Origin of the sequence: Dysgonomonas gadei ATCC BAA-286, from assembly GCF_000213555.1 — a bacterium.
Classification (GTDB): domain Bacteria; phylum Bacteroidota; class Bacteroidia; order Bacteroidales; family Dysgonomonadaceae; genus Dysgonomonas; species Dysgonomonas gadei.
In genome coordinates, this window is record NZ_GL891980.1 from 242,550 (window position 1) to 266,347 (window position 23,798).

The following is a 23,798-nucleotide window of genomic DNA, read 5'->3' on the forward strand; positions in this document are numbered from 1 at the left end:
GTTTCAAGATTTCAATATTTTGTATACCAATAAAATACAGAATATTATTATTAAATAGATATCTTCCTGAGACGGCTTACCGCCTCTTTTGTATTCTCTAACGTACCGAACGCCGTCAACCGCAGATACCCTTCTCCACTTGGACCAAATCCAACTCCGGGAGTACCTACGACATTCAACTCATTGAGCAGATAGTCGAAAAATCCCCACGAAGTCATACCGCTAGGGGTTTTCACCCAAATGTATGGAGAATTAACTCCTCCATAAACTTTCAGACCTTGCGCACTAAGCCCTTCACGGATAATCTTAGCATTATTCAGGTAATAACCGATCGTCTCCTTCACCTGCTTTTTACCCTCGACGGAATAACAGGCTTCGGCAGCACGTTGTATAATATACGGTACACCATTAAATTTGGTAGTATGCCGTCTGTTCCACAATTTATTCAATGACACCTTCTCTCCGGATTTAGTATACCCCATCAGCGCTTTTGGCACTACGGTGTATGCACAACGCGTACCGGTAAACCCTGCAGTTTTAGAGAAGCTGCGAAATTCAATAGCGACTTCTTTTGCTCCTTCTATCTCGTAGATACTGTGAGGAACATCACTTTCGGTGATAAATGCTTCATAAGCACTATCGAAAAGAATAAGCGCTTTGTTCTTTAAGGCATAATCTACCCATATCTTCAACTGATCTTTTGTCAAAGTCGTACCTGTCGGATTATTCGGATAACACAAATAGATTATATCTACTTTTTCGGTTGGCAACGAAGGCACAAAGTCGTTCTCCGCAGTACATGGAAGATATACAACCTTACTCCATTTGCCATTGTCTAGCAAATCACCGGCACGACCAGCCATCACATTAGTGTCCACATAAACAGGATAAACAGGATCAGTAATGGCAACAATATTATCAAGTCCGAGAATATCTCCTATATTACCTGTATCACTCTTAGAACCGTCACTGACAAACACTTCATCTGCCGAAATATCCAGCCCGCGTGCCTTATAATCGTTTTCTACAATTGTATTTACAAGGAAGTCATAACCCTGCTCCGGACCATATCCCCTGAAGGTAGCTGCATGGGCCATCTCGTCCACAGCTTTGTGCATCGCTTCTATCGAAGCCTGCGGAAGAGGTTTTGTCACATCTCCAATACCCAGACGGATAATAGTTGCGTCGGGGTGTGCAGTTTTAAATTCGTTTACTTTGCGTGCAATATCCGAGAACAGGTAGCTTCCCGGGAGCTTTGTATAATTTTCGTTTATTAATATCATTTTCCTAATTTGATGATGGACAATATACCGATGTGCCAGTTTCGCAATGCGACGTACAAGATCGGTCTGTCTATTTTATTAATTCGTTTCTTCTCAATTTACTACTTATTTCACATATCGGCACATTAGCCAATTAATTCACCTTCGAATACTGTAACAGCTTCACCTGTCATATATACATGGTTATTAAGGACATCCCACTCTATTTTGAGATCACCACCCAGCAAATGTATCGTTATATCCCTGTCGCAATGATTATTCAATACAGCAGCTACAGCGGCAGCACATGCTCCGGTCCCGCAAGCCAAAGTCTCCCCTGCTCCACGCTCCCAAACACGCATATTTAAAGTATTGCGATCTACTACTTCGATAAATTCCGTATTTGTCTTGCGCGGGAAAATAGGATTCGTTTCGAATTTAGGGCCCAATACAGGCAAATCCAAATCTTTAATTCCTTTCATAAATACCACTGCGTGTGGATTTCCCATCGACACACACGATATCTTCCATATCTTACCATCTATATCCAAAGGGTATTCCAATACAGGCTCCTCTGCCACCCGTACAGGAATTAAAGTAGGAGCGAGTATAGGTTCACCCATATCCACTGTCACTTTACGTGCAATAGCATCCCCATCTTTTAATGTGATATATTTCACACCGGCTTTGGTCTCCAGCGTTATTTCTTTTTTATCGGTCAGCCCGTTATCATACACATATTTACCTACACAGCGCGAAGCATTACCGCACATCTCAGCTTCCGAACCATCAGAATTGAACATCTGCATTCTAAAATCGCATATATCTGAGGGCAATATCAGTACTAACCCATCGGAACCAATACCAAAGTGACGGTTACTCAAGCGGACTGCCAACTCAGAAGGATTATCTATTTGCTGAGTAAAACCATTCATATAAATATAGTCATTACCGGCACCCTGCATTTTGGTAAATTTCAATTTCTTCATCCTCTATTCCGTCCTCTTTTTGAGTGTTATATTATTTCTATTTTCAAGATGCAAATTTCGTACAAATTATTCGATTTCGCAAGAAATTTGTATCATTTTTTCATTTTTAATAAAATAAAAAATCTTTTTGACTTGTTAATTTTCAAAATAACAATCATAAAGACAGAACGCAAGACCAAATGATTTACAAATGTCACCCCTTTCTTAAATTACACACCTTTAATCCATATTTTCACTATTTATTTGAGCAAAATATTTCTTTTAAACACCTTATAATATCCAACATTAAAACGACCTTACACAAAGCCCATATTTCAGAATGAAATGTTAAGAAAATAGTTCCTTATTCCATATAAAATTTCCATCTTTGTACCCTTCAAAATCCGGATTTTAGATTTTGAAGAAATAACAACCTGGAATAACGTGTAGCCTGCCCTTTTACAAAACGCACAGACTACCATTTTAATTATCGGATAATAACGGATAGAACTATGAGCTCTATTGTTAATTTTTTCAGAAAACCTATATTTTCCGACAAAAGATTTCTTCTTTTTGTATGGACTCTCATTCCCATAATAGGTGCACTGAAGGCCAGCCGCATCCATAATAATTATAAAATATTCAGTGGTTCATTCTATCATGCTCTTGAACAGGTCAATATATACGCACCCTATCCGGCCGAGCATCACGACATGTTTTATTACGGCCCTGTCTTTACTGTGATTATAGCGCCGTTTGCACTCCTGCCCGACAGGCTCGGGATATTACTCTGGGATGTAGCAATGAGCCTGACCCTGTTCTTTGCCGTTTACTATCTGCCAATCGCCTGGAGAAGAAAATACCTGTTTTTCTACATAATAGGAGTAGACCTCTACACCTGCGTAATGAACAGCCAGACAAACGGCCTGATTGCCGCGTTAGTTATCGGCAGCTTTATTTGCATACGGAAAGAGAAAGATTTCTGGGCTGCATGTTTTATTATGCTCGGCACTTTTATAAAACTATATGGCATAGTGGGATTGAGTTTATTCTTTTTCTCAAAACACAAAGGGAAGCTTATAATATACATGGTAGTCTGGGCTGCCATATTCTTTGCCCTGCCAATGTTGATATCTTCCCCTGGATTTGTCGTACAGAGCTATCAAGACTGGCTCCACGCTCTATCTGCTAAAAATGTAATGAATATAACCAATTTTTCACAGGACATATCCGCTATCGGCCTCATAAGAAGATGCTTCAATATTCTGGACGCATCACCATTATATATAATTGTACCGGGACTTGTATTATTTGCCCTTCAATACATAAAGATCAAATGTTACGACGACCTGACCTACCAAATCGGCATTCTGGCATCCGCCTTATTCTTTATTGTCCTTTTCAGCACCGGCTCCGAAAAAGAGACATACATTATTGCCATGACAGCCTTAGCCTTTTGGTACAGCCTGCAAAAGTATCCGAAAAACAAATGGATAGCCGGACTACTGATATTCACCATATTCTGGACACTGATAACATCGTCCCATATATTCCCGAAGAGTATACACGACGATGTATTTAAAAGATATTCACTGAAAGCAATTCCAAGCCTTGCCGTATGGCTTATACTCGTATATCAATTAGTCACATCACGGGGCATAATAAAACAATTCGATCCGAACGATTACACCAAAGAAGAAAGAATAAAAGAAGGTATATAAAAGAAAAGCAGAGAAATACGCACTTCTCTGCTTCTATATTTTTATATACCACAATCATTACTCATAAGCCTCGGAATGCACAGCTTTTACTGCACGACCAGACGGATCCACCCTATTCTTAAACGAAGCGTCCCATTCCAAAGCCGTAGCCGTACTACATGCTACAGATGGCACCGATGGCACTGTATGAGCCGCAGATGCCGAAGGGAAATGCTCTTCGAACATTGTGCGATACCAATACTCTTCTTTCGACATTGGCGGATTGATAGGAAAACGCTCGGCTGCATGTTCCATCTGACGGTTGCTTACTTTTTTGTCCGCAACCTCACGTAATGTATCTATCCAATTATACCCTACACCGTCGGAAAATTGCTCTTTTTGCCGCCACGCAACACTGGCCGGCAAATAATCTTCAAAAGCCTTACGGAGTATATGCTTTTCTATTTTTCCATTGCCACACATTTTATCCTGAGGGTTCAGGCGCATAGCCACATCCATAAATTCCTTATCCAAAAAAGGCACACGCCCTTCTACCCCCCATGCTGCCAATGATTTGTTTGCACGCAAACAATCGTATAAATGAAGCCTGTCCAGCTTTCGAACCGTCTCTTCATGCAATGCCTTTGCATCCGGTGCCTTATGAAAATAAAGGTAACCACCGAAAAGTTCATCCGAACCTTCGCCTGACAACACCATTTTCACTCCCATAGACTTTATAAAACGAGCCAATAAATACATCGGAGTAGATGCCCGTACCGTTGTCACATCATATGTCTCGATATGGTAAATCACATCACTCAGCGCATCTATAGCCTCCTCCACCGTAAAATTAATCTCATGATGAACTGTGCCTATATACTCCGCCACCTTGCGGGCAGCAATTAAATCCGGAGCATCCTTAAGCCCTACAGCAAAAGAATGGAGCTGCGGCCACCATGCCTCCGTTTTATTATCATCCTCTATACGTCGTGCTGCATAACGTTTCGCTACAGCCGATATGATAGACGAGTCCAGTCCGCCGGAAAGCAAGACTCCATAAGGAACATCTGACATCAACTGACGATGCACAGCCGCTTCCAAAGATGCTCTCAACTCTTCAATATCCGATTTATTATCTTTCACGTTATCATACTCCATCCAGTCGCGCTTATACCACTGCTTAGGAGCCGTTCCATCTCCACTAAAAATATAATGCCCGGGCAAGAACTCCTGAATATTGGGGCAAACACCCTCCAGCGCCTTCAACTCACTGGCTACATAAAACTGCCCGTAATCATCGTATCCCATATACAAAGGAATGATACCCATATGATCGCGGCCGATCAATATAAGATCTTTTTCGACGTCATAGAGGGCAAATGCAAATATACCGTTCAGGTCTTCGAACAAATCCGCTCCTTTATCTTTATACAGAGCAAGGATAACTTCACAATCGGAATGAGTAAGGAACTCATAATCAGAATACCGGTTTCTTATCTCTTTATGATTATATATTTCACCATTAACAGCCAATACCAGCTTTTTATCTTTACTATACAAGGGTTGCTTCCCCGAATCAACACCCACAATGGAAAGCCTTTCATGAGCAAGGATAGATTTACTGCCACAATATACCCCCGACCAATCGGGACCACGATGACGAATCTTCTTTGCCATGCGAAGCACCTGGCCACGAAGGACATCTATATTTTGGGTTAAATCAAATACACCTACAAATCCACACATATATTTATAATTATTTTTTTAGTTAGTTTTATACCTTGCCACAGTTCGGCAAATTTATATCATTTTATTCTTAATTCAAAATATAAAACATAAATATAACACATTTTGTTTATATTTTATTTCAAATTGTCAACACGCAATAAAAATATAACAAATTCGTTATAATCGTTCATACACACCATTTAACTATGATAAATTCATTGAAGAAAAAAATATATATATCTTTGCAGAAACATTTTACAAAACAAACCTTTGACAGATGAATAAAAATAACATCTTCCCCACACTGCTTATCATCATCATCAGTATCTGTTTTTATTCATGCGGCGATGATTATGAACCAAAGCCTCCTGCATCGCTAGACGGTGAATGGCTTAATGAGAAGCGTGTACTAAAATCCAATGACCCTACTGTGGATGAACGTGTAAACAGTATGTTTGTAAGAGACGCAGAATTACTGGAGATAAGAAGAGTTTTCGATGTAGATGAAAACAACCCGACCATGGGGGCTATAACTACCCTGGCTGTAAATCCGCAAAACGGCACTTATGCAAGAAATAGAAAGAGTACATACACAACAAAGGGCGACAGTATATTTATCGTAGACGGTATACTAGGTTACATGTCGGGGACAAATATCATAACAGGCAAAAGGCTCACCACCATATCCAAAGTTGACAAACAGGCAATCAAAGCCATTATAACCGAAATAGGCGGCGATATAAACATACCAATGCTGGACAATATAGAAGGTACCCTTACTATTATAGATAATAAGGAATAATATCGTATAAAAAAATTTGAATATTCCACAATATTTCATTACTTTTGTCACCCGATTGCTAATAGGCTAACAAGAAACCTGTGTAAACCGGTTCGCCTCAGGCACATAACCTGTAAATATAAAAACAGATGTACGTTATCGTAGACATTCAGGGGCAACAAATGAAGGTTGAAGTAGACCAAAAGTTGTTCGTTCACAGAATCAACGCAGAAAATGGCTCTAAAGTAGAGTTCGAAAAAGTATTATTAGTTGACAAAGATGGTGCTGTAACTGTAGGTGCTCCTACTGTAGAAGGCGCTAAAGTGGTAGTAGAAGTAATATCTCAGGCAAAAGGAGACAAAGTGCTTATATTCCACAAGAAAAGAAGAAAAGGATACCGTAAATTGAACGGTCACCGTCAACAATTTTCAGAAGTTGTAGTTAAAGAAATTATTGCTTAATCAGTAAAAACAGAAGAAAATGGCACACAAGAAAGGTGTAGGTAGTTCGAAAAACGGCCGTGAATCGGAAAGTAAACGATTAGGCGTTAAAGCATTCGGCGGAGAAATAGTTAAAGCCGGGAATATTATAGTTCGTCAGAGAGGTACAACACATCACCCTGGTGAAAATGTAGGTATCGGAAAAGATCATACTTTGTTTGCATTGACAGACGGAGTAGTATCATTCCGCAAAAAGAAAAACGATAGATCTTATGTTTCTGTTCTTCCTAAGGCAGAAGCTTAAAATATAGTTTAAACGGTATAAAGAGAGCAGATTGATTATTCAGTCTGCTTTTTTTATTTTGAATATTCTGCACAAACACAAAAGAATTAGCATGCTCCTACTCATAAGTAAGTAGTTTTGCCTATAAATTTCATTATTTTTCGGTATTGCCCCACTCCGATATATCCTGTTTCTTTGCATTACTAAATTATAATTCATTTACAATATGTCTAAGATTGGAATATATTACGGCTCTACAACCGGAAACACACAAGATGTTGCAGAAGAAATTGCAAAAAAGCTAAATGTAGATAAAGCTGATTTACACGACGTATCTAAAGCTGATACGAACTATGCGGCTTATGACGTTCTTTTGTTCGGATCACCTACATTAGGTCTTGGAGATTTGCAAGACGACTGGGAATATTATATCGACAAGGTGAAAGCCGCTGACCTGAGTGGTAAGAAAGTCGCTCTTTTTGGTTGCGGTGATTCCTCATCATACAGCGATACATTCGGAGATGCAGTAGGTAAAATATATGATGCAATAAAAGGCAAAGGCTGTGAGTTTATCGGTCAGGTAAGTACGGAAGGTTACACATACGACAGTTCGGAAGCTGTAGTAGACGGCCAGTTTGTAGGCCTGTTAATAGACAATGATAACGAATCGAGCCTGACAGACCAACGTATTGCGCTCTGGACTGAAGATTTGAAAAAGGTAATTTAATAAACCAACCGATTTATGCGTGTTTTCTACCATCTCATTTACGAATACAAGAAAGGTGTCCGCGACCTGATGCTATGCACCCTGACCGCAGATACAGAAGAAAAAGTAATCTGGAAATTGGAGAAAAACGGAATCAGTTACAAAATACAACGATTAAAAAATGGCAATATAAATGTGTTCTTCGGAAAAGATGAATGCCTGAATGTGGCAAACAGGATTTGTGGCGACAAGCCGTTGAACCTGCTGACTCCCGAAGAAGACTTTATACTTGGCATATTACTCGGATACAGTATCAGTGAACAATGCAACCGATACTGTAAAAAGCAAAAAGAAAAGGAAAAGAACATACTTTGTTTAGCATAACTTTTCTATTGATAGTTTTTTTAGTTGATCTTAGGTTCCCGCAGACGAGATGTCAGCGGGAATTTTTTTATATTATTTCTAATCTTTTATCTATAGGTAGGAGCTACTAGCCTTTAGCTTATAGCTGTTAGTTCTTTGAAATATTGATGGCCCCCTAGGACTTACAATGAGGCTAAAAAGAATAAGTATAAAAAGTGTAACCTTTGTTACCTTTTCAAAGTAGTAAGTATTGAGTAATAAGTATAAAGGGCTTCTAACTGTTAACTGATGACTGATGACTGCTAACTGTTAACTGAAAATAGTGTTACCTTTGTTACTTTTTTAAATTGGAAAGGTAACAATGAAAAACATTGCAAAAGTGTCAACTTTGTCAGGTTTTTGAAAAAGTAACAAAAACACAATTCTTAATTATTCATTCTTAATTTTTAATTGTTTCCGTTACTTTTGTTACTTTTTAACTATATATAGTTAATGGATACAAAATACGCAAGATAAAAATAATGGAAAAGCTGTCAGATGTGTCAGGTTTTAACTGAATATAGTTAATAAATACAAACAGGGCAATGGGTTAGACTTTGTGTCTTCGCATCTTTGCGAGAGAATTATTGTTGACTGTTTCCTGTAAAAAGTGTCAACTTTGTCAACTTTTAAGTATTTTTGATAATCAATAAATACCGATAAAATGACTGATCTATTCAATATACGCAGAGACTTTACCCTAAAAACACTGGAAGAAAAGGAAGTTACACCCGACCCTATTAACATGTTCGAACGCTGGTTTAATGAAGCTGTAGCTGCCGAAGCATTGGAACCTAACGCCATGAATCTGGCTACAGCGACCAGTGACGGCAAACCATCTTCCCGTATTGTTTTACTAAAGCAAATAAAACCGGAAGGCTTTGTATTCTTTACTAATTACGATAGTAAGAAGGCAATACAAATAGCTGAGAATAACCATTGCGCCCTCAACTTTGCATGGCATGAACTGGAAAGGCAGGTGAGGATTGAAGGTATTGTAGAAAAAATAGCGGAAGCTGATTCCGACTTATATTTCGAAGTGCGCCCTGCCAAGAGTAAATTGGGGGCATGGGCATCGCCTCAAAGCCGGGTAATACCTGACAGACAATATCTGGAGCAACTTATGGTTGACTTCGAAGCCCGTTTTGCAGGGAAAGAGATAAGCCGTCCCGAAAACTGGGGAGGATACATCGTTAAGCCAACTCTCATTGAATTCTGGCAGGGACGCAAAAGCCGCCTGCACGACCGGATACAATATACAAGGGTAGACGGGGACTGGAAGATCGAGCGTTTAGCTCCATAAAGCATAAAGGAGACAAATACAGAAATTATTTATCTCCTTCATACTATAATTATTTCTGCTTATTCCTTTTCCTTATCTTCAGAAAGATAAATACACCAATAGCAGAAACAATGATGAGTGGCCAGACATATACCAGCATAAGAAATATAGCGCTGATAATAGACCAACCGCCGGCCAATGCATCTAACAATTTGGATCCAAAACCCGGGGTGTACTCCTTAACTGCGGTTTTGCGAAGTATCTTCTCAGAATACTCTATTCTGTCCTGATACATGCTTATACTTATAGTGCTGTATGCAACCTGCTCATTAGTCATATATTCGGAGATCACTTTCCTGTCAGCATCTTCGAGGCTTGCATCCAAAGCATCTTCGGCAACCATTACATCATCGAGTTTACGTCCGGTTGTACTGATCGCATTAGATATACGCTTTTGCCTCTTAGCCAGGCGAATCTGCGCTAATTGATCGGACATCAGCTTAACAGTAACGTCCTGTGCATCTACCGTGCGGTAATCTACTAAAACAGCCAAAGGAGCTATCTGACGCAATACCGAATCGAGCAATAATGCAGGAACTTTCAATTCGATGGTCGCAATAAGATTACACGAATAGTTGACTATTGAGGAATCCTTTGAAATATCAACAGTCTCCGAATATAAGTTCTCGTTATTAATGGCAGATTTAATAATAAAGCCTCTGTTTTTTAGTGCTATATCCTCTATCTTCTGCGTAGCAGAAACAACCTCTCTCACTTTGAATTTTGTAGAGGCAGTACGAATAAATTTATGTACACCATCATCGTAGGTGGCAACGGCAGCAGAAGAGGTAATAAAGTTAGGAACAATCTGTGGCGGAGTGAATTTGAGTGTAGTAGCAGGAGCTTTCTCTTTCTTTACCACTTCATATGCTTCGTCGAGAGCTTGATCTGCACTGCTTTTTTCATCTTCTACAGCAGTCATTGACATCTCATAAGATTGTTCAGACAGATTACTCTTATTACTGTTGCCACAGGACAACATGCCAGAAAATCCTATGATAGCTATTATAAAAAGATTAGTTATGTTTTTCATGATATAAATGTTTAAATTCGTGTTTTAGTTAATAGATGACTATAAATGGTTAATTCCATAAACATCTTGATAAATTATTTGTTTTAAACAGCGAAAAAAGTAAGGTATGCCAGCTATGAAAATAGAGAAAACAAACGCGGTTAGATTACTGGACAAAGAAAAAATAGAGTATAAACTTATTCCCTATGAAGTCGACGAATCAGACCTAAGTGCCATACATGTTGCCGAACAACTGAACGAGCCTGTAGAACAACTATTCAAAACACTGGTATTGAAAGGGGATAAATCGGGTTATTTTGTCTGCATTATTCCGGGAAACGGAGAACTGGACTTGAAAATAGCGGCTAAGGTATCCGGCAACAAGAGCTGTGACATGATACCGATGAAAGATTTGCTGAATGTCACAGGTTATATCAGAGGAGCCTGCTCTCCCATAGGAATGAAAAAGAAATTTCCGACATATATAGATATTTCATGCAAAGAGTATAACTTTATCTATGTAAGCGCAGGAAAAAGAGGTCTGCAGATTCAGATAAGGCCGGACGATTTAATCCAAGTAGTTGACATAAAGACAGAAAAAATAGCGGAATGCAATATTGCATAGACAACCAACTGAAATTCAAGCACTCATATTCTCCTAAAAAATAATAATATGTTTAGAGACATGATTTTTTTTAACATCTTTATTATCCAAAAAGAGGAATATAAAAATAAATACGCATACCTTTGTGCTAGGATCTTATGAAAATTCCCTAGCGGAAAAGTAATGCTAAAATAATTATTATAAGGAAATGGCCAAAATCAAAGGAACAGTCGTAGTTAATGAAGAACGCTGCAAAGGCTGTAATCTATGTGTAGTTTCATGCCCTTGCGATGTTTTGGAGCTTCAGCCCCGAAATGTAAATCAGAAAGGATACCACTACGTTTTCATGAAAAATCCCGAAGCTTGTATCGGTTGTGCCAATTGTGGTTATGTATGTCCTGACGGATGTCTCACTATTTACAAGAAAAAATTTGAGTAGTATAACGAATTACCGGTCTGTGCCTGTCGGCCCGACTATCCGTGATTCGTTTTTTTAATCAATCAAAAGCTTATGTCAGAAGAAATATTTTTAATGAAAGGCAACGAAGCCATAGCTCATGCTGCAATCAGATACGGTGCTGATGGCTACTTCGGATACCCAATAACTCCTCAATCGGAAATAATGGAAACATTAATGGCCGAGGCTCCCTGGAAAACGACAGGAATGGTTGTACTTCAGGCTGAGAGTGAAACTGCATCTATCAATATGGTATACGGTGGCGCAGGCTGCGGAAAAGCAGTTATGACCTCGTCATCCAGCCCCGGAATGAGCCTTATGCTCGAAGGGGTGTCATATATCGCCGCAGGCGAACTGCCTTGCTTACTGGTAAATGTAATGCGTGGAGGTCCCGGATTAGGTACCATACAGCCATCGCAGGCCGATTACTTTCAGGCTGTAAAAGGAGGAGGCCACGGAGATTATAAATTAATTACACTTGCTCCCAGCTCTGTGCAGGAAATGGCAGATTTTGTCACTTTGGGATTCGATCTCGCTTTTAAATATCAAACTCCGGCAATGATACTTACCGATGGAGTTATCGGTCAGATGATGGAAAAAGTCAAACTTCCTGCATACACACGCAGAAGAACAGATGCCGAAATCAGAGAACAATGTCCATGGGCAACATTGGGCAGGCTACCGGGAAAGAAGCCTACGATAATAACCACTCTCGAACTGGATTCGAATAAAATGGAGGTAAACAATCTCCGTCTTCAGGCAAAGTACAGGAAAATTGAAAAAGAACTATGCCTGCATCAGGAAATCAATTGTGAAGATGCCGACTACATATTGGTAGCATTCGGTTCTGCAGCACGTATATGCCAAAAAGCAATGGATCTGGCACGTGCACAAGGGATAAAAGTAGGACTTATCCGCCCTATCACGCTTTGGCCGTTCCCTTCAAAAGAAATAGACAAATATGCATCCAAAATAAAAGGAATACTTACAGTAGAGATGAATGCCGGCCAAATGGTAGAAGACGTTCGTCTGGCTGTAAGCGGAAAAGTAAAAGTAGAACATTATGGTCGTCTGGGAGGTATTGTACCTACTCCAAGCGAAGTGGTAGATGCTCTGCAACGTAAGTTTGACTGCTAAAAACAGTATTTTCAAATTCAAATTTTAAGATTATGAGTACAAATATTATAGATCCGGCTAATCTCGTATATGCAAAACCTGCATTGATGAACGATGTCGAGATGCATTATTGCCCCGGCTGCTCACACGGGGTTGTACATAAATTAATTGCCGAAGTGGTGGAAGAAATGGGAATCATGGACAAAACCATCGCTATTGCACCTGTAGGTTGTGCCGTTTTCGCATACAACTATCTGGATGTAGACTGGCAAGAGGCAGCTCACGGACGTGCTCCGGCAGTAGCTACGGCCGTCAAACGTCTTAATCCCGAAAAAATGGTATTCACTTATCAGGGTGACGGAGACCTTGCAGCCATCGGTACAGCAGAAACAATACATGCTGCGAACAGAGGAGAAAATATTGCTATTATATTTATTAATAATGGTATATATGGCATGACCGGAGGACAGATGGCGCCGACTACCCTTCTGGATATGAAAACTGCCACAACGCCCAACGGACGTGATGTGTATGAAAATGGTTACCCTCTCAAGATAACCGATTTGCTGGCACAATTACCGGGTGTATGCCTTGCGACTCGTCAGAGTGTGCATACAGCAGCAACCGTAAAAAAGGCAAAGCGCATGATTCGCAAAGCGTTTGAAAACTCTATGGAGAATAAAGGGACATCCATCGTTGAGATAGTATCAACTTGTAGTTCCGGCTGGAAAATGACGCCACAGGCATCAAATGACTGGATGGTAGAAAATATGTTCCCTGTTTATCCAATGGGCGACTTAAAAAATATCTAAAAGAGAAGGTATGACACAAGAAGTAATAATAGCAGGTTTTGGAGGACAAGGAGTGCTGTCGATGGGTAAGATACTGGCTTATTCGGGGCTGATGGAAGATAAGGAAGTTTCATGGTTTCCATCATATGGTCCGGAACAACGTGGTGGTACTGCTAACGTAACAGTTATACTAAGCGATAATGCCATCAGTTCGCCTATTGTGAACGAATACGATATAGCAATTATCCTCAATCAGCCTTCACTCGACAAGTTCGAGCCACATGTAAAACCAGGAGGAATATTAATATATGATCCCAGCGGATTCCAGCACCCGCCGACAAGGAAAGATATATATATTTACAAAATAGAGGCAATAGATACAGCTACATTGATGCAGAATACAAAGGCATTTAATATGATAGTGCTGGGTGGCCTTCTTAAAGTATCTCCGATGGTGCAACTTGATAATGTTATGCTGGGGCTGAAAAAATCACTGCCTGAACGTCATCATAAGTTACTACCGATGAATGAACAAGCTATTCTGAAAGGAATGGAGATAATACAGGAGGTGCAGAAGCCTAGCTAATAGGTACGATTAAAAAGAATATATAATCCCCTGATAATCGGCTCAGGGGATTTTTAATTTTCTATAAAAAAGAAAAAGCCCTATAGATATTTCTACAAGGCTTATTATATAATACTAATTCCTCTTATCTTCTTCTTTCCGCAGCATAGAATTTAGACTGTATATAGTCCAGTTCATTCTCGATACGCTTACGTTCATTTATCAGGTCTTTCATTTCAGGGAAGTGAGCAGACAATTGTCTCATTCCCACCTGATATATACAACCTCTATACCATCTGTTACGGATAATATCAAACATAGAAGTATTCGTCAAAACAGGAGTTACATTAGCTACTCCTACCGGCGATACGGCTCTTGCCAGATATACACTGACATCATCGAAGCGAACCCAGAATAATGGGAAATATTTGCCCTTTTCGAACAGTACCGGACAAATATGTGTCACTCGCACATCTCCTTTGGATGTCTTGGCATCGAAATACCATCTCTCTTTCACCAGATAGTGGGTTATCTTATCGGACGGGATATCTTCTCTTTTCACATTAAGAGTTTTATCACTAGCTTCCATAAAAGGAATAGCAGCTTCTTCCAGAGTTTCTTTTCCGGTGAGTTTCACCCCCAACTCCGGCTGAGCTTCGTATTTATATCCGTTTATTGTATTTGTACTCAAAAGGTTTACTAACAACGAGAACAGATTGGCTCTCTGCTCTGTAGATGTCTGAGGATAAAAGAATGTTTCATTGCCTTCTACATCACTAATCTGACGGTAAATCTCGCGCGACCAGATTGAGGAAGAATAATCATTCATTGAATTTTCCATAACTGATAATTCTCTTGTAGAGATATCAGTAGCCATATCCTCTGATGTAGAAGTTACAACTGATACTTCATCTAAGATCCGAGGTCTGTTATTTGCGTAGTTTTGTGCGAAAAGCGAACCTGTTATCAGTAATCCGCCAAACATTAATGAAATGATAGATTTCATAATATGCTATTTTTGTGTTAATTAATTGATCGTTACTTGCATTGGGTTTGTTTCCTGTTCGACTCCATCAGGGCCTTTTACCTTGATATCGCCAATGAAGAAACGTGTCCCTCTATTCATTTTTCTTATTTGTTCTATCTGCCGTTGAGAGAAATTAGCACCATTCGATAATTCCGGTGTAGTATTTCCCATTGCATCAAACGAATATGTTCTGAAACTTAATACCGTAAATTGAATATCAAGAATACCATCATCTATTGAAGCCTTAATCCCCGGGGAATTTAGTATCAGAGCTCTGGACAAAGCGCCTTTTCTAAACTTCCTCTGATTACCATTAGCATCTTTATAATCAATATATGCTAATGCCGGAGGTAATGGACGTATCCTGAATTCTTTTCTTGCTACAGTTTGAATTGCTCCATTCACTCTTGCAGATACGGCAATTACAAATTTTTGCCCTATTTTAGACGGAGAAGGCGAAGCTACCCAAATTCCATTGCCTGATGCACTCAAAGTTCCACCATCTACAGCGCTTGCCGAAACTTCGCTAATTGGAACACCGGGAACAGATATACTTATCTGATTAGGAATACCCGAATATAGTACATCCATCAATAAAGGTGCAACTGTAGCCATCGGTTCCATAACTGTGTATTCCTGAGTGAACTCCCGTTTCAATGGGAACCCGCTCCGGTCAAGCATCTCTATGAATCCATTGAAAGTCTGCTTTCCTGTACCTGTAGCGGCAAATTCATATAAACCGTTTTTATCTTCCGGCAACTCTTTGCCATTGACAACGATACGGGGACGCTGTGTTGTATCAACCGCAGCCATGATAATCTGTGCCGAATATGTTGTCCCTCGCATTACCATGCTAGATTGAGGAACGACAAAAGCACTCAATTGATTGACCCGCATGTCTTTTATATCAATATCCTGAATCAAATTATTCAGTACTTCTCCTTCCGCCTGCTTCACATTCACCTGTAACTCCGATAAAAAAGTTATGGCCGCAATGCTTGGCATTCTGTCGAAAGAAGCCTGTAACCAGCTTTTCCCGTCTTTCTTAGCCCTTTCATTTGGCTGAGTAGACAAAGTCTTATTAACCACATCTTTCTTTGTATTATCAGATATCAGGGTTAATATGCTTTCTCTGTATTCATCCAACGCTTTTTTCAGTTTATTCCCCTGTCCGCCGACGGGAGAGATCATTATTTCGGAAGAAGCATCAAGATTGTCTTTCGACTTCAGATTATTAATATCGGCATCCGCTCCATCACTTTTTTTTGCAATCTCCTGTTTCAGGTATTGTATATAGTTGAAGAGTGAATCGGTTTTGCGCCTTATATCCCGTGATATATCAAATCCTACCTGCGTTTTTTCCTTATTATTGGCATATGCCTGATCTATATCTGCATAAATCTGTTTATTCCGTGCAGATGTGACCTCTATATTCTCCTGAAGATTATCATTTACCAATACGAATCCATCGAGTACTTCTGTGGATACATTTAAAGCGAGCATAGCAATAAAAACCAGATACATCAGATTTATCATCTTCTGCCGCGTCATTTGCCCTCTACTTAATGCCATCAGTTATCTTCTTTTTAATTTTCAAATTAAGCCTAATGACCTTTACTTAAAAATTAGTTGGGTTCATATTGTTATTATTTGTTGTCATAGCCTGTAATAAACGAGCATATACGTTGTTCAACGCTTCTATATGCTTAGTCATTTTTGCAGATTCTTCTCTGAACATATAACTATCGCCGATAGCTCCGTCATATAAACCTTTCATACGGATCAAACTATCGTTTATATATCTGATGGCCGACATTTGCTCTGTTATAGTCTGTAGCTGTGTATTGAATACATCGTTCAGCCCACTTACATTCTGATTTAATGTCGCTAAGTTATCTACAAAACCTTGAGTTTCGGTAATGTGCTTATAAGCTCCCAACAGTTTCTGAGATGCTTCATTCAACGATTGTATCGTAGTAGAAAATTCTTCCAGATTTTGAGCAGTATCATTTAAACTCTGAGCATATTCAGGCGTTATATTTTTTGCTGAAGTATTCGCTCCACCTGACGCACCTGAAGAATATGTTCCCGTTGACGCTGCCTGATTTACTCCGGCATTACCTCCATTACCACCTCCGCCGCTACCGGCAGATGTCGTCCCTGAGCCTGAAAAACTTCCTCCGGAGATATTTCCACCTCCGCCACCTGCAACAACAACTACGGGGCCAGAGCCTTCGACTTTACCCTTAACCGATTCTGCTCTTACAGCAGCTGCCGTCTGAGGAGTTACAACTGTACCGCCTGTTACACTACTGCCTATAATCACCCCTGCATTAGAAACAGTTTCTGTTGCCGGAGTCGGAGAGATATAATCGAATGCTGAGATAAAGAAAACCACCGCCTCGGTAATCATCCCTGCCATTAATATATAATCGGCAAAAGGAAGATGAATTATCTTAAACATGGCTCCAATAATAACTACTGCAGCTCCCCAACTATATAAATAGTTGAATATTATCTGACCTTTCCGGCTGGATATAAAATGTTTAATGCTCTCCTTCTTCGTCATTTTGCTTAACTATATGTAATGTTATATAAGTATAAACTTATATTTAACGGATTTATTATCTAAATCTTCCCTTTTCATCAACACCCCATGATCTCACACATCTGAAACCGATGAATGAACGGCCTTTATCCTGGAACTCCACAGATCTGTCTCCCGAACGCACTGTTGCATCTTTCCATGAACCACCCTTTACTATTTTACGTTTAAGGATAGCAGGGTCAGCCAGTACTGCTCTATAGCTGAAATCCGGATTAGCCTCATCAGCCATACGGTCTACAGACTCGGTAAATGATGTAGTAGTCCACTCGGCTACATTTCCGGCCATATCATACAAACCGAAACGGTTAGGCAGGAATGTTGCCACAGGAGATACCAAATCTTTTAAGTCTTTAGATGCCCTGAAATTAGCATGTGCCAAACCATCTGTTGTATGGGTTTGATCCGAATACCATGGATACTCCAATTCGGAACGTCCGTTTCTGGCAGCAAACTCCCACTCTGCTTCTGTAGGTAATCTATAACCTTCAAAACCAGCCTGAGTGCATTTACCTTCAGCAATATAACGGTCTGTACGCCATGCGCAGTATGCATCGGCAGCTTCCCAGGATACACCAACCACAGGGAAATTATCATAAGCCTTAGTTGTAAAATAGCTTTCTACATAACGCTCGCTTTTTGCATTCGCGAAGTCTGTCATCCAGCTCATTACATCAGGGTATATATTTACTATATAAGTATTCGTAAAATCGATCCGGTCACCGTGAGACATCCTTGACAATGTTTCGCGAACAATATCCCCTCTCGAATTTACATATGCTGTATCTTTTGTAATAGCGATAGCAGTAGCTTCACCTGCACGCATCTTACCTAAGAAAGCATAATAACTCTTAGAGTCGAACCAATCATATTTATAATTCATTGCCGAAACAAGCAATCCACTTTTATCTGCTCCAAAAGGATTCCCTCCTACTACACTGTTAATAGCGGCAGACTCTCTGCTTGTCGGATTTTTCCACGGAATTGGTTTAGTCCAGTTCAACCGTTGCCCTACAGAAGTGAAAGAATTATCACTTGGTCTCACCAATACTTTATATGTAGGATCTCCTGCATAAGCCGGATCTGCCAAACGCTCCCTGATGATGGAATCACGTACCCAGTAAACAAATTCACGATATTGTTTATTCGTCACTTCCGTTTCATCCATCCAGAAAGGACTTACTGCAACCAATTTGCGTGGAACCGAGTCGCCCCAAAGTGGGTCTACACCGGTACCCATCTCTATATTACCTCCGGGTACAAGTACCATATTGTCACATCCCCGTGCTATATTATATGGCATAACTAAACGCGTTTCAATAGCCGGATCAATATATTTCGGCTCTCCGAATTTATATGTTACCCCCATTGTAGCCTGAGCAATACCATTATTACTCATATCACCTTGTTGTCCATCAAATTTATCGTTTACAATAACACCTCTACCTTCAGCAAAGATTTGAAACTTTCTGGTTAAGTTAAAACCTAAATTCAGACCTAAGCTACCGCCAAAGAATGTATTATTGAGTGTACCCATATGCGCAAAACGTTGATACCAACCCACACCCGCAAAAGGTGATACTTCAAATCTACGATTTGGTTGATATCCTTTTAATAGATTCAACAAATTCAACGAGATATCTCCTGTTGCACTAAAATAACGCATATGCTGCATATAGTAATTTTGGTTTTCGGCACCAAACTTACCTCCTCTTACCGGATGATATACAGGCACTCCTGTACCATCTACAGGCCCATAATAATAATCACCATTAACTCCATCAGTAGATTCTACCCAACCCATATAATCCCATTGCGGGTCTTTAGATAGGCGCATAAAATCCTCCCCATTAGCTCCATCTTTCCACCAGCGGGTGTAAGTCCCGTTCCAACCATCATTGAAACCATGCAGACTACCGCCCGAAAGTTGCAAGCGAAGGGTTATTATATTACTCATTCGTCGCCCGATTGTCAATGTGGGCGCGAAAGTCACTCTTTTATCCAGGCCTATACGATTGCCCGGTACTCCATTATCATCTTCTCCGAAATAAACCTGCCCTCCGGCTCCTATGGAAATAAACCAAACAGGGTCTTTCTGTAAATATTCATTCCGCGTCGGGACGGAATATTGCTCAGATTGGTTTGTCTGTGCGAAGGAAACTATTGATACACAAATCAATAGTAGTGAAGTCAGTAAAGTCTTTTTGTTCATATGTTTTGTATCAGTTATAATAACTATATATCAGGTTTGGCAAAGATAATACATATTTTTTAATTTAGAATTCTTTTATATATTAAATTGACATTCTTTATTTTTAATAAACATGTAGAGATAAGGCTTTTAACAAAAAAGGAGGGCCAGTCATAATGACCGGCCCTCTAAATGTTATTATATATTAATAACTAACAAGCATTAATTTTGAAGCTCGGATGTTTCATCGAATTTTTCAAATGTGGCAGCAGCAAGACGCTGATAGCCTTTGTAACGCCACATCGCATTATCCTGAGCAGCTTTATACAGATCTGATGCTTCTGTCGGATTCGATTTCTGAAGAGAAGTATAACGAACCTCACTACCCAGATACTCTTGGAATTTAGACCAATCCGGTTCTTTACTATCCATAGTGAACGGATTCTTTCCTTCTTCCTCCAACATCGGATTGTAACGCCACAAGTGCCAGTATCCGCAAGCAACAGCTGCTTTTTCTTCATCTTGTGCATGCCCCATTCCTTTGCGTAATCCGTGACTGATACATGGTGAATATGCGATAACCAATGATGGACCTTTGTATTCTTCTGCTTCTTTAATCGCTTTCAGACATTGTCCCTGATTAGCGCCCATCGCTACCTGAGCTACATATACATAACCATAAGTGGTGGCAATCATACCAAGATCTTTCTTACGGATTTTCTTACCTGCAGCGGCAAATTTAGCAACAGCAGCTACCGGAGTAGATTTCGAAGACTGACCTCCTGTATTGGAGTAAACTTCTGTATCGAGTACAAGAATATTTACATCTTCGCCCGAAGCAATCACATGGTCAAGACCTCCGAAACCTATATCATAAGCCCAACCGTCACCACCAAAGATCCAGATAGAACGTTTGATGATATATTGTTTCAATGAATAGATTTCTTTACAATATTCGCAGTTTTCTTTTTCTACTTCAAGCAATGGCATTATCTGAGCATGAAGTTCTTTTGTTTTTTCTGCTTCATTTTTATTCTCGATCCATTCTTTATAAAGAGCTTTCAGTTCAGGAGAGCATTTATCACAGTCCTGAGCCTGAGTCATCAATTTCTGGATACGATCACGCATTGTGATGTTTGCAAGAGCATATCCAAGACCAAACTCAGCATTATCTTCGAATAGAGAGTTAGCCCATGCCGGACCTTTACCCTCTTCATTCTTACGATAAGGAGTTGAAGGAGCCGAACCACCATAGATAGAAGTACAACCCGTTGCATTAGCAATCAACATACGATCACCAAACAATTGAGTAACAAGTTTGATATATGGAGTTTCACCGCAACCGGAACATGCCCCGGAGAACTCGAATAATGGAGTTGCAAACTGAGAGTTTTTCACATTCAGTTTAGTATCCACAAGATGAGCCTTGCTGGTTACATTCTTTATCATGAAATCCCAGTTATTTTGTTCAGGGAATTGTGTGCCGATTTCAACCATCTTAAGTGCTGAGTTACCTTTTTTGCCAGGGCAGATATCAGCACAGTTTCCACAACCAAGACAGTCTAACACGTCTACCTGAATACGGAATCCCATTCCATCAAATTGTTTACCTTGAGCCTTAAGCAATTCTACGCCTTCCGGAACCCTAGACTGTTCTGTTGCATCCAGTACAAATGGACGGATAGTAGCATGAGGACACACATAAGCACATTGGTTACACTGTATACAGTTTTCAGCTTCCCAAACAGGGACGAAAGCTGCCACTCCGCGTTTTTCGTACTCGGTTGTACCATGATCCCATGTACCGTCTTCACGCCCAACGAATACAGATACAGGAAGATCGTAACCACGCTGTGCATTAACCGGACGTACCACTTTCTTGATAAATTCAGGAGCATCATCTTCTACAGATTTACCAACTACTATATTAGCCCATTCGGCAGGTACTTCTACTTTTTCTACTTCAACACCACGGTCTACCGCAGCATAGTTCTTCTTAATTACGTCTTCTCCTTTACGACCGTATGACTTAACGATGAATTTCTTCATCTGTTCAACAGCTAAATCGTAAGGGATCACATTTGAAATTTTGAAGAATGCAGATTGAAGGATCGTGTTTGTACGACCTCCAAGACCAATTTCAGTAGCAATCTTAGTTGCATTGATAATATAGAAATTGATATTATTTACAGCCAGATATTTCTTCACATTATCAGGAAGATAGTTTCCTACATCTTCTTTATCCCATACTGAGTTAAGAAGGAATGTACCGTTTTTCTTCAAACCTTTAGTTACATCATAAAGATGAAGGTAAGCTGGAACGTGACATGCTACGAAGTTCGGTGTATTAACCAAATATGTGGAACGGATAGGATTGTCACCGAAACGAAGGTGAGAAGCAGTGAAACCTCCCGACTTCTTAGAGTCATAAGCAAAATATGCCTGACAATATTTATCCGTATTATCGCCAATAATTTTTACAGTATTCTTATTTGCACCAACTGTACCATCAGAACCTAGTCCGTAAAATTTCGCTTCGTATGCAGACTCATCTACTGAAACTTCTTCTTTCAACGGAAGAGATTTAAATGTTACGTCGTCCACAATACCTATTGTGAAATCGTTCTTCGGCATAGCCATTGCCAGATTTTCATAAACTGACATTATTTGAGCCGGAGTGGTATCTTTGGAGGAAAGGCCATAAATACCGCCAACGATAGTAGGAGTTTCTTCTTTTCCATAGAAACAGTCTCTTACATCCATATACAGCGGCTGCCCAAGAGAACCCGGTTCTTTTGTACGGTCAAGTACAGCGATTCTCTTAGCTGTTTTTGGTATAGCAGCCATAAATGCTTCGGCCTTGAACGGACGATACAAGTGAACTGCAACAAGACCTACCTTCTCACCTTTAGCATTCAGAAAGTCTACAGTCTCTTTGATAGCCTCGGTTACTGATCCCATCGCTATAATTACGCGGTCTGCATCTTCTGCTCCGTAATAATCAAACAAGCCATATTTACGACCAGTTATCTTGGTTATTTCAGCAAGATACTTTTCTACTATCTCAGGTACTGCATCATAAAATTTATTTGCAGCTTCACGGGATTGGAAATAAATATCATCGTTCTGGGCCGTACCACGTGTTACCGGATTTTCAGGATTCAAAGCTCTTTCGCGGAATTCTTTCAATGCTTTCTGGTCAATCAGAGGAATAAGATCGTTCTGATCCATTTCTTCTACTTTCTGTATTTCGTGAGAAGTACGGAAACCATCGAAAATATTCATAAATGGAATACGAGCCTCAAGCGTTGCCAGATGAGGAACTGCTGAAAGATCCATAACTTCCTGCACCGAACCTGAGAAGAACATGGCAAAGCCTGTCTGACGTGCAGCCATAACATCCTGATGGTCTCCAAAGATAGAAAGAGCCTGAGCAGCTAATGCACGTGCAGAAATGTGGAACACGCTCGGAAGAAGCTCTCCTGCAATTTTATACATATTAGGGATCATCAACAACAAACCTTGTGAGGCTGTATATGTAGTCGTCAAAGCACCTGCTTGTAGTGAACCGTGCAACGCACCTGCTGCACCAGCCTCAGATTGCATTTCTTGTACTTTTAGTATTTCGCCGAATATGTTTTTGCGTCCGGCAGCCGCCCATTCATCAACATACTCTGCCATTGTTGATGATGGTGTGATAGGATAGATCGAAGCTACTTCGCTGAACATATATGAAATATGCGCTGCGGCCTGATTACCATCACAAGTCAGGAATTTTTTTTGTTTAGCCATACCTTTTGTAATAGTTGATTATCTTA

General features: G+C 40.0%; 21 protein-coding genes. 12 read left to right on the forward strand and 9 right to left on the reverse strand.

Features of this window, described 5'->3' with window-relative positions; translation table 11 throughout:
- Positions 1-50: 50 nt before the first annotated feature.
- Both HMPREF9455_RS04920 and dapF read right to left on the reverse strand, forming a co-directional pair.
- Positions 51-1,283, reverse strand: coding sequence for an LL-diaminopimelate aminotransferase (locus tag HMPREF9455_RS04920; protein WP_006798509.1), 1,233 nt, complete (start codon positions 1,281-1,283; stop codon positions 51-53).
- A 125-nt stretch (positions 1,284-1,408) separates the two neighbouring features.
- On the reverse strand, positions 1,409-2,251 hold the full coding sequence (gene dapF / locus HMPREF9455_RS04925) for a diaminopimelate epimerase (protein WP_006798510.1): 843 nt from the start codon (positions 2,249-2,251) through the stop codon (positions 1,409-1,411).
- 491 nt (positions 2,252-2,742) lie between these two features.
- Here dapF and HMPREF9455_RS04930 point away from each other — a divergent pair, with 491 nt between their 5' ends.
- Entirely contained in the window at positions 2,743-3,951 is a 1,209-nt protein-coding gene (locus tag HMPREF9455_RS04930; protein WP_006798511.1) for a glycosyltransferase family 87 protein, read from the forward strand.
- A gap of 57 nt (positions 3,952-4,008) precedes the next feature.
- Here the strand turns inward: HMPREF9455_RS04930 and asnB are convergent, their stop codons facing one another.
- The gene (gene asnB, locus HMPREF9455_RS04935; RefSeq protein ID WP_006798512.1) at positions 4,009-5,676 is read right to left on the reverse strand and encodes an asparagine synthase B; all 1,668 of its coding nucleotides are present in this window, start codon (positions 5,674-5,676) and stop codon (positions 4,009-4,011) included.
- Between the two features lie 259 nt (positions 5,677-5,935).
- Between asnB and HMPREF9455_RS04940 the strand changes: the two genes are divergently transcribed.
- The 6 genes from HMPREF9455_RS04940 (at position 5,936) to pdxH (ending at position 9,573) form a co-directional block, all read left to right on the forward strand.
- Positions 5,936-6,460: a hypothetical protein gene (locus HMPREF9455_RS04940; protein WP_006798513.1), complete on the forward strand. Its 525-nt coding sequence runs from the start codon at positions 5,936-5,938 to the stop codon at positions 6,458-6,460.
- 128 nt (positions 6,461-6,588) lie between these two features.
- Positions 6,589-6,900: a 50S ribosomal protein L21 gene (gene rplU / locus HMPREF9455_RS04945; protein WP_006798514.1), complete on the forward strand. Its 312-nt coding sequence runs from the start codon at positions 6,589-6,591 to the stop codon at positions 6,898-6,900.
- Positions 6,901-6,919: 19 nt separating this feature from the next.
- A complete protein-coding gene (rpmA, locus tag HMPREF9455_RS04950; protein WP_006798515.1) occupies positions 6,920-7,183 on the forward strand; it encodes a 50S ribosomal protein L27 in 264 nt (87 codons plus the stop codon).
- A gap of 205 nt (positions 7,184-7,388) precedes the next feature.
- Entirely contained in the window at positions 7,389-7,889 is a 501-nt protein-coding gene (fldA, locus tag HMPREF9455_RS04955) for a flavodoxin FldA (RefSeq protein ID WP_006798516.1), read from the forward strand.
- 15 nt (positions 7,890-7,904) lie between these two features.
- The gene (locus HMPREF9455_RS04960; RefSeq protein ID WP_006798517.1) at positions 7,905-8,252 is read left to right on the forward strand and encodes a DUF2023 family protein; all 348 of its coding nucleotides are present in this window, start codon (positions 7,905-7,907) and stop codon (positions 8,250-8,252) included.
- A 682-nt stretch (positions 8,253-8,934) separates the two neighbouring features.
- On the forward strand, positions 8,935-9,573 hold the full coding sequence (pdxH, locus tag HMPREF9455_RS04965; RefSeq protein WP_006798518.1) for a pyridoxamine 5'-phosphate oxidase: 639 nt from the start codon (positions 8,935-8,937) through the stop codon (positions 9,571-9,573).
- Between the two features lie 49 nt (positions 9,574-9,622).
- Here pdxH and HMPREF9455_RS04970 read toward each other — a convergent pair whose 3' ends face one another.
- Positions 9,623-10,645, reverse strand: coding sequence for a DUF4349 domain-containing protein (locus HMPREF9455_RS04970; RefSeq protein WP_006798519.1), 1,023 nt, complete (start codon positions 10,643-10,645; stop codon positions 9,623-9,625).
- Positions 10,646-10,760: 115 nt separating this feature from the next.
- Between HMPREF9455_RS04970 and ybaK the strand changes: the two genes are divergently transcribed.
- The 5 genes from ybaK to HMPREF9455_RS04990 all read left to right on the forward strand — a co-directional run bounded on the left by ybaK (position 10,761) and on the right by HMPREF9455_RS04990 (position 14,178).
- Complete coding sequence (gene ybaK / locus HMPREF9455_RS04975; RefSeq protein WP_006798520.1) at positions 10,761-11,249, forward strand: Cys-tRNA(Pro) deacylase; 489 nt, start codon at positions 10,761-10,763, stop codon at positions 11,247-11,249.
- Between the two features lie 187 nt (positions 11,250-11,436).
- Positions 11,437-11,667 carry a 4Fe-4S binding protein gene (locus HMPREF9455_RS20960; protein ID WP_006798521.1) on the forward strand — a complete coding sequence of 77 codons (231 nt, stop codon included), beginning with the start codon at positions 11,437-11,439 and terminating at the stop codon, positions 11,665-11,667.
- A 72-nt stretch (positions 11,668-11,739) separates the two neighbouring features.
- Positions 11,740-12,822, forward strand: coding sequence for a 3-methyl-2-oxobutanoate dehydrogenase subunit VorB (locus HMPREF9455_RS04980; protein WP_006798522.1), 1,083 nt, complete (start codon positions 11,740-11,742; stop codon positions 12,820-12,822).
- A 32-nt stretch (positions 12,823-12,854) separates the two neighbouring features.
- Positions 12,855-13,613, forward strand: coding sequence for a thiamine pyrophosphate-dependent enzyme (locus tag HMPREF9455_RS04985; protein ID WP_006798523.1), 759 nt, complete (start codon positions 12,855-12,857; stop codon positions 13,611-13,613).
- A gap of 10 nt (positions 13,614-13,623) precedes the next feature.
- Positions 13,624-14,178 (forward strand): 2-oxoacid:ferredoxin oxidoreductase subunit gamma family protein, encoded by a 555-nt coding sequence (locus HMPREF9455_RS04990; protein WP_006798524.1) that lies wholly within the window; start codon positions 13,624-13,626, stop codon positions 14,176-14,178.
- Between the two features lie 124 nt (positions 14,179-14,302).
- Here HMPREF9455_RS04990 and HMPREF9455_RS04995 read toward each other — a convergent pair whose 3' ends face one another.
- From HMPREF9455_RS04995 to nifJ, 5 genes are all read right to left on the reverse strand, one after another.
- Positions 14,303-15,163: a hypothetical protein gene (locus HMPREF9455_RS04995; RefSeq protein WP_006798525.1), complete on the reverse strand. Its 861-nt coding sequence runs from the start codon at positions 15,161-15,163 to the stop codon at positions 14,303-14,305.
- A 21-nt stretch (positions 15,164-15,184) separates the two neighbouring features.
- Positions 15,185-16,756, reverse strand: a complete 1,572-nt coding sequence (porM, locus tag HMPREF9455_RS05000; RefSeq protein ID WP_006798526.1) for a type IX secretion system motor protein PorM/GldM — start codon at positions 16,754-16,756, stop codon at positions 15,185-15,187.
- Positions 16,757-16,802: 46 nt separating this feature from the next.
- The gene (gene porL, locus HMPREF9455_RS05005; RefSeq protein ID WP_006798527.1) at positions 16,803-17,753 is read right to left on the reverse strand and encodes a type IX secretion system motor protein PorL/GldL; all 951 of its coding nucleotides are present in this window, start codon (positions 17,751-17,753) and stop codon (positions 16,803-16,805) included.
- Between the two features lie 55 nt (positions 17,754-17,808).
- Entirely contained in the window at positions 17,809-20,001 is a 2,193-nt protein-coding gene (gene porK, locus HMPREF9455_RS05010) for a T9SS ring complex lipoprotein PorK/GldK (RefSeq protein WP_006798528.1), read from the reverse strand.
- A gap of 201 nt (positions 20,002-20,202) precedes the next feature.
- Positions 20,203-23,772 carry a pyruvate:ferredoxin (flavodoxin) oxidoreductase gene (gene nifJ, locus HMPREF9455_RS05015; protein WP_006798529.1) on the reverse strand — a complete coding sequence of 1,190 codons (3,570 nt, stop codon included), beginning with the start codon at positions 23,770-23,772 and terminating at the stop codon, positions 20,203-20,205.
- Positions 23,773-23,798 lie beyond the last annotated feature (26 nt).

Excerpts from the sequence above, each read along its gene's own strand:
- ybaK (WP_006798520.1), top strand. The coding sequence starts at position 10,761 with ATGAAAATAGAGAAAACAAACGCGGTTAGATTACTGGACAAAGAAAAA.
- asnB (WP_006798512.1), bottom strand. The coding sequence starts at position 5,676 with ATGTGTGGATTTGTAGGTGTATTTGATTTAACCCAAAATATAGATGTC.
- HMPREF9455_RS04980 (WP_006798522.1), top strand. The coding sequence starts at position 11,740 with ATGTCAGAAGAAATATTTTTAATGAAAGGCAACGAAGCCATAGCTCAT.
- HMPREF9455_RS04920 (WP_006798509.1), bottom strand. The coding sequence starts at position 1,283 with ATGATATTAATAAACGAAAATTATACAAAGCTCCCGGGAAGCTACCTG.
- pdxH (WP_006798518.1), top strand. The coding sequence starts at position 8,935 with ATGACTGATCTATTCAATATACGCAGAGACTTTACCCTAAAAACACTG.
- HMPREF9455_RS04940 (WP_006798513.1), top strand. The coding sequence starts at position 5,936 with ATGAATAAAAATAACATCTTCCCCACACTGCTTATCATCATCATCAGT.
- fldA (WP_006798516.1), top strand. The coding sequence starts at position 7,389 with ATGTCTAAGATTGGAATATATTACGGCTCTACAACCGGAAACACACAA.
- HMPREF9455_RS20960 (WP_006798521.1), top strand. The coding sequence starts at position 11,437 with ATGGCCAAAATCAAAGGAACAGTCGTAGTTAATGAAGAACGCTGCAAA.
- rpmA (WP_006798515.1), top strand. The coding sequence starts at position 6,920 with ATGGCACACAAGAAAGGTGTAGGTAGTTCGAAAAACGGCCGTGAATCG.
- porL (WP_006798527.1), bottom strand. The coding sequence starts at position 17,753 with ATGACGAAGAAGGAGAGCATTAAACATTTTATATCCAGCCGGAAAGGT.
- HMPREF9455_RS04985 (WP_006798523.1), top strand. The coding sequence starts at position 12,855 with ATGAGTACAAATATTATAGATCCGGCTAATCTCGTATATGCAAAACCT.
- nifJ (WP_006798529.1), bottom strand. The coding sequence starts at position 23,772 with ATGGCTAAACAAAAAAAATTCCTGACTTGTGATGGTAATCAGGCCGCA.
- HMPREF9455_RS04995 (WP_006798525.1), bottom strand. The coding sequence starts at position 15,163 with ATGAAATCTATCATTTCATTAATGTTTGGCGGATTACTGATAACAGGT.
- porK (WP_006798528.1), bottom strand. The coding sequence starts at position 20,001 with ATGAACAAAAAGACTTTACTGACTTCACTACTATTGATTTGTGTATCA.
- porM (WP_006798526.1), bottom strand. The coding sequence starts at position 16,756 with ATGGCATTAAGTAGAGGGCAAATGACGCGGCAGAAGATGATAAATCTG.
- HMPREF9455_RS04960 (WP_006798517.1), top strand. The coding sequence starts at position 7,905 with ATGCGTGTTTTCTACCATCTCATTTACGAATACAAGAAAGGTGTCCGC.
- rplU (WP_006798514.1), top strand. The coding sequence starts at position 6,589 with ATGTACGTTATCGTAGACATTCAGGGGCAACAAATGAAGGTTGAAGTA.
- HMPREF9455_RS04930 (WP_006798511.1), top strand. The coding sequence starts at position 2,743 with ATGAGCTCTATTGTTAATTTTTTCAGAAAACCTATATTTTCCGACAAA.
- HMPREF9455_RS04990 (WP_006798524.1), top strand. The coding sequence starts at position 13,624 with ATGACACAAGAAGTAATAATAGCAGGTTTTGGAGGACAAGGAGTGCTG.
- HMPREF9455_RS04970 (WP_006798519.1), bottom strand. The coding sequence starts at position 10,645 with ATGAAAAACATAACTAATCTTTTTATAATAGCTATCATAGGATTTTCT.
- dapF (WP_006798510.1), bottom strand. The coding sequence starts at position 2,251 with ATGAAGAAATTGAAATTTACCAAAATGCAGGGTGCCGGTAATGACTAT.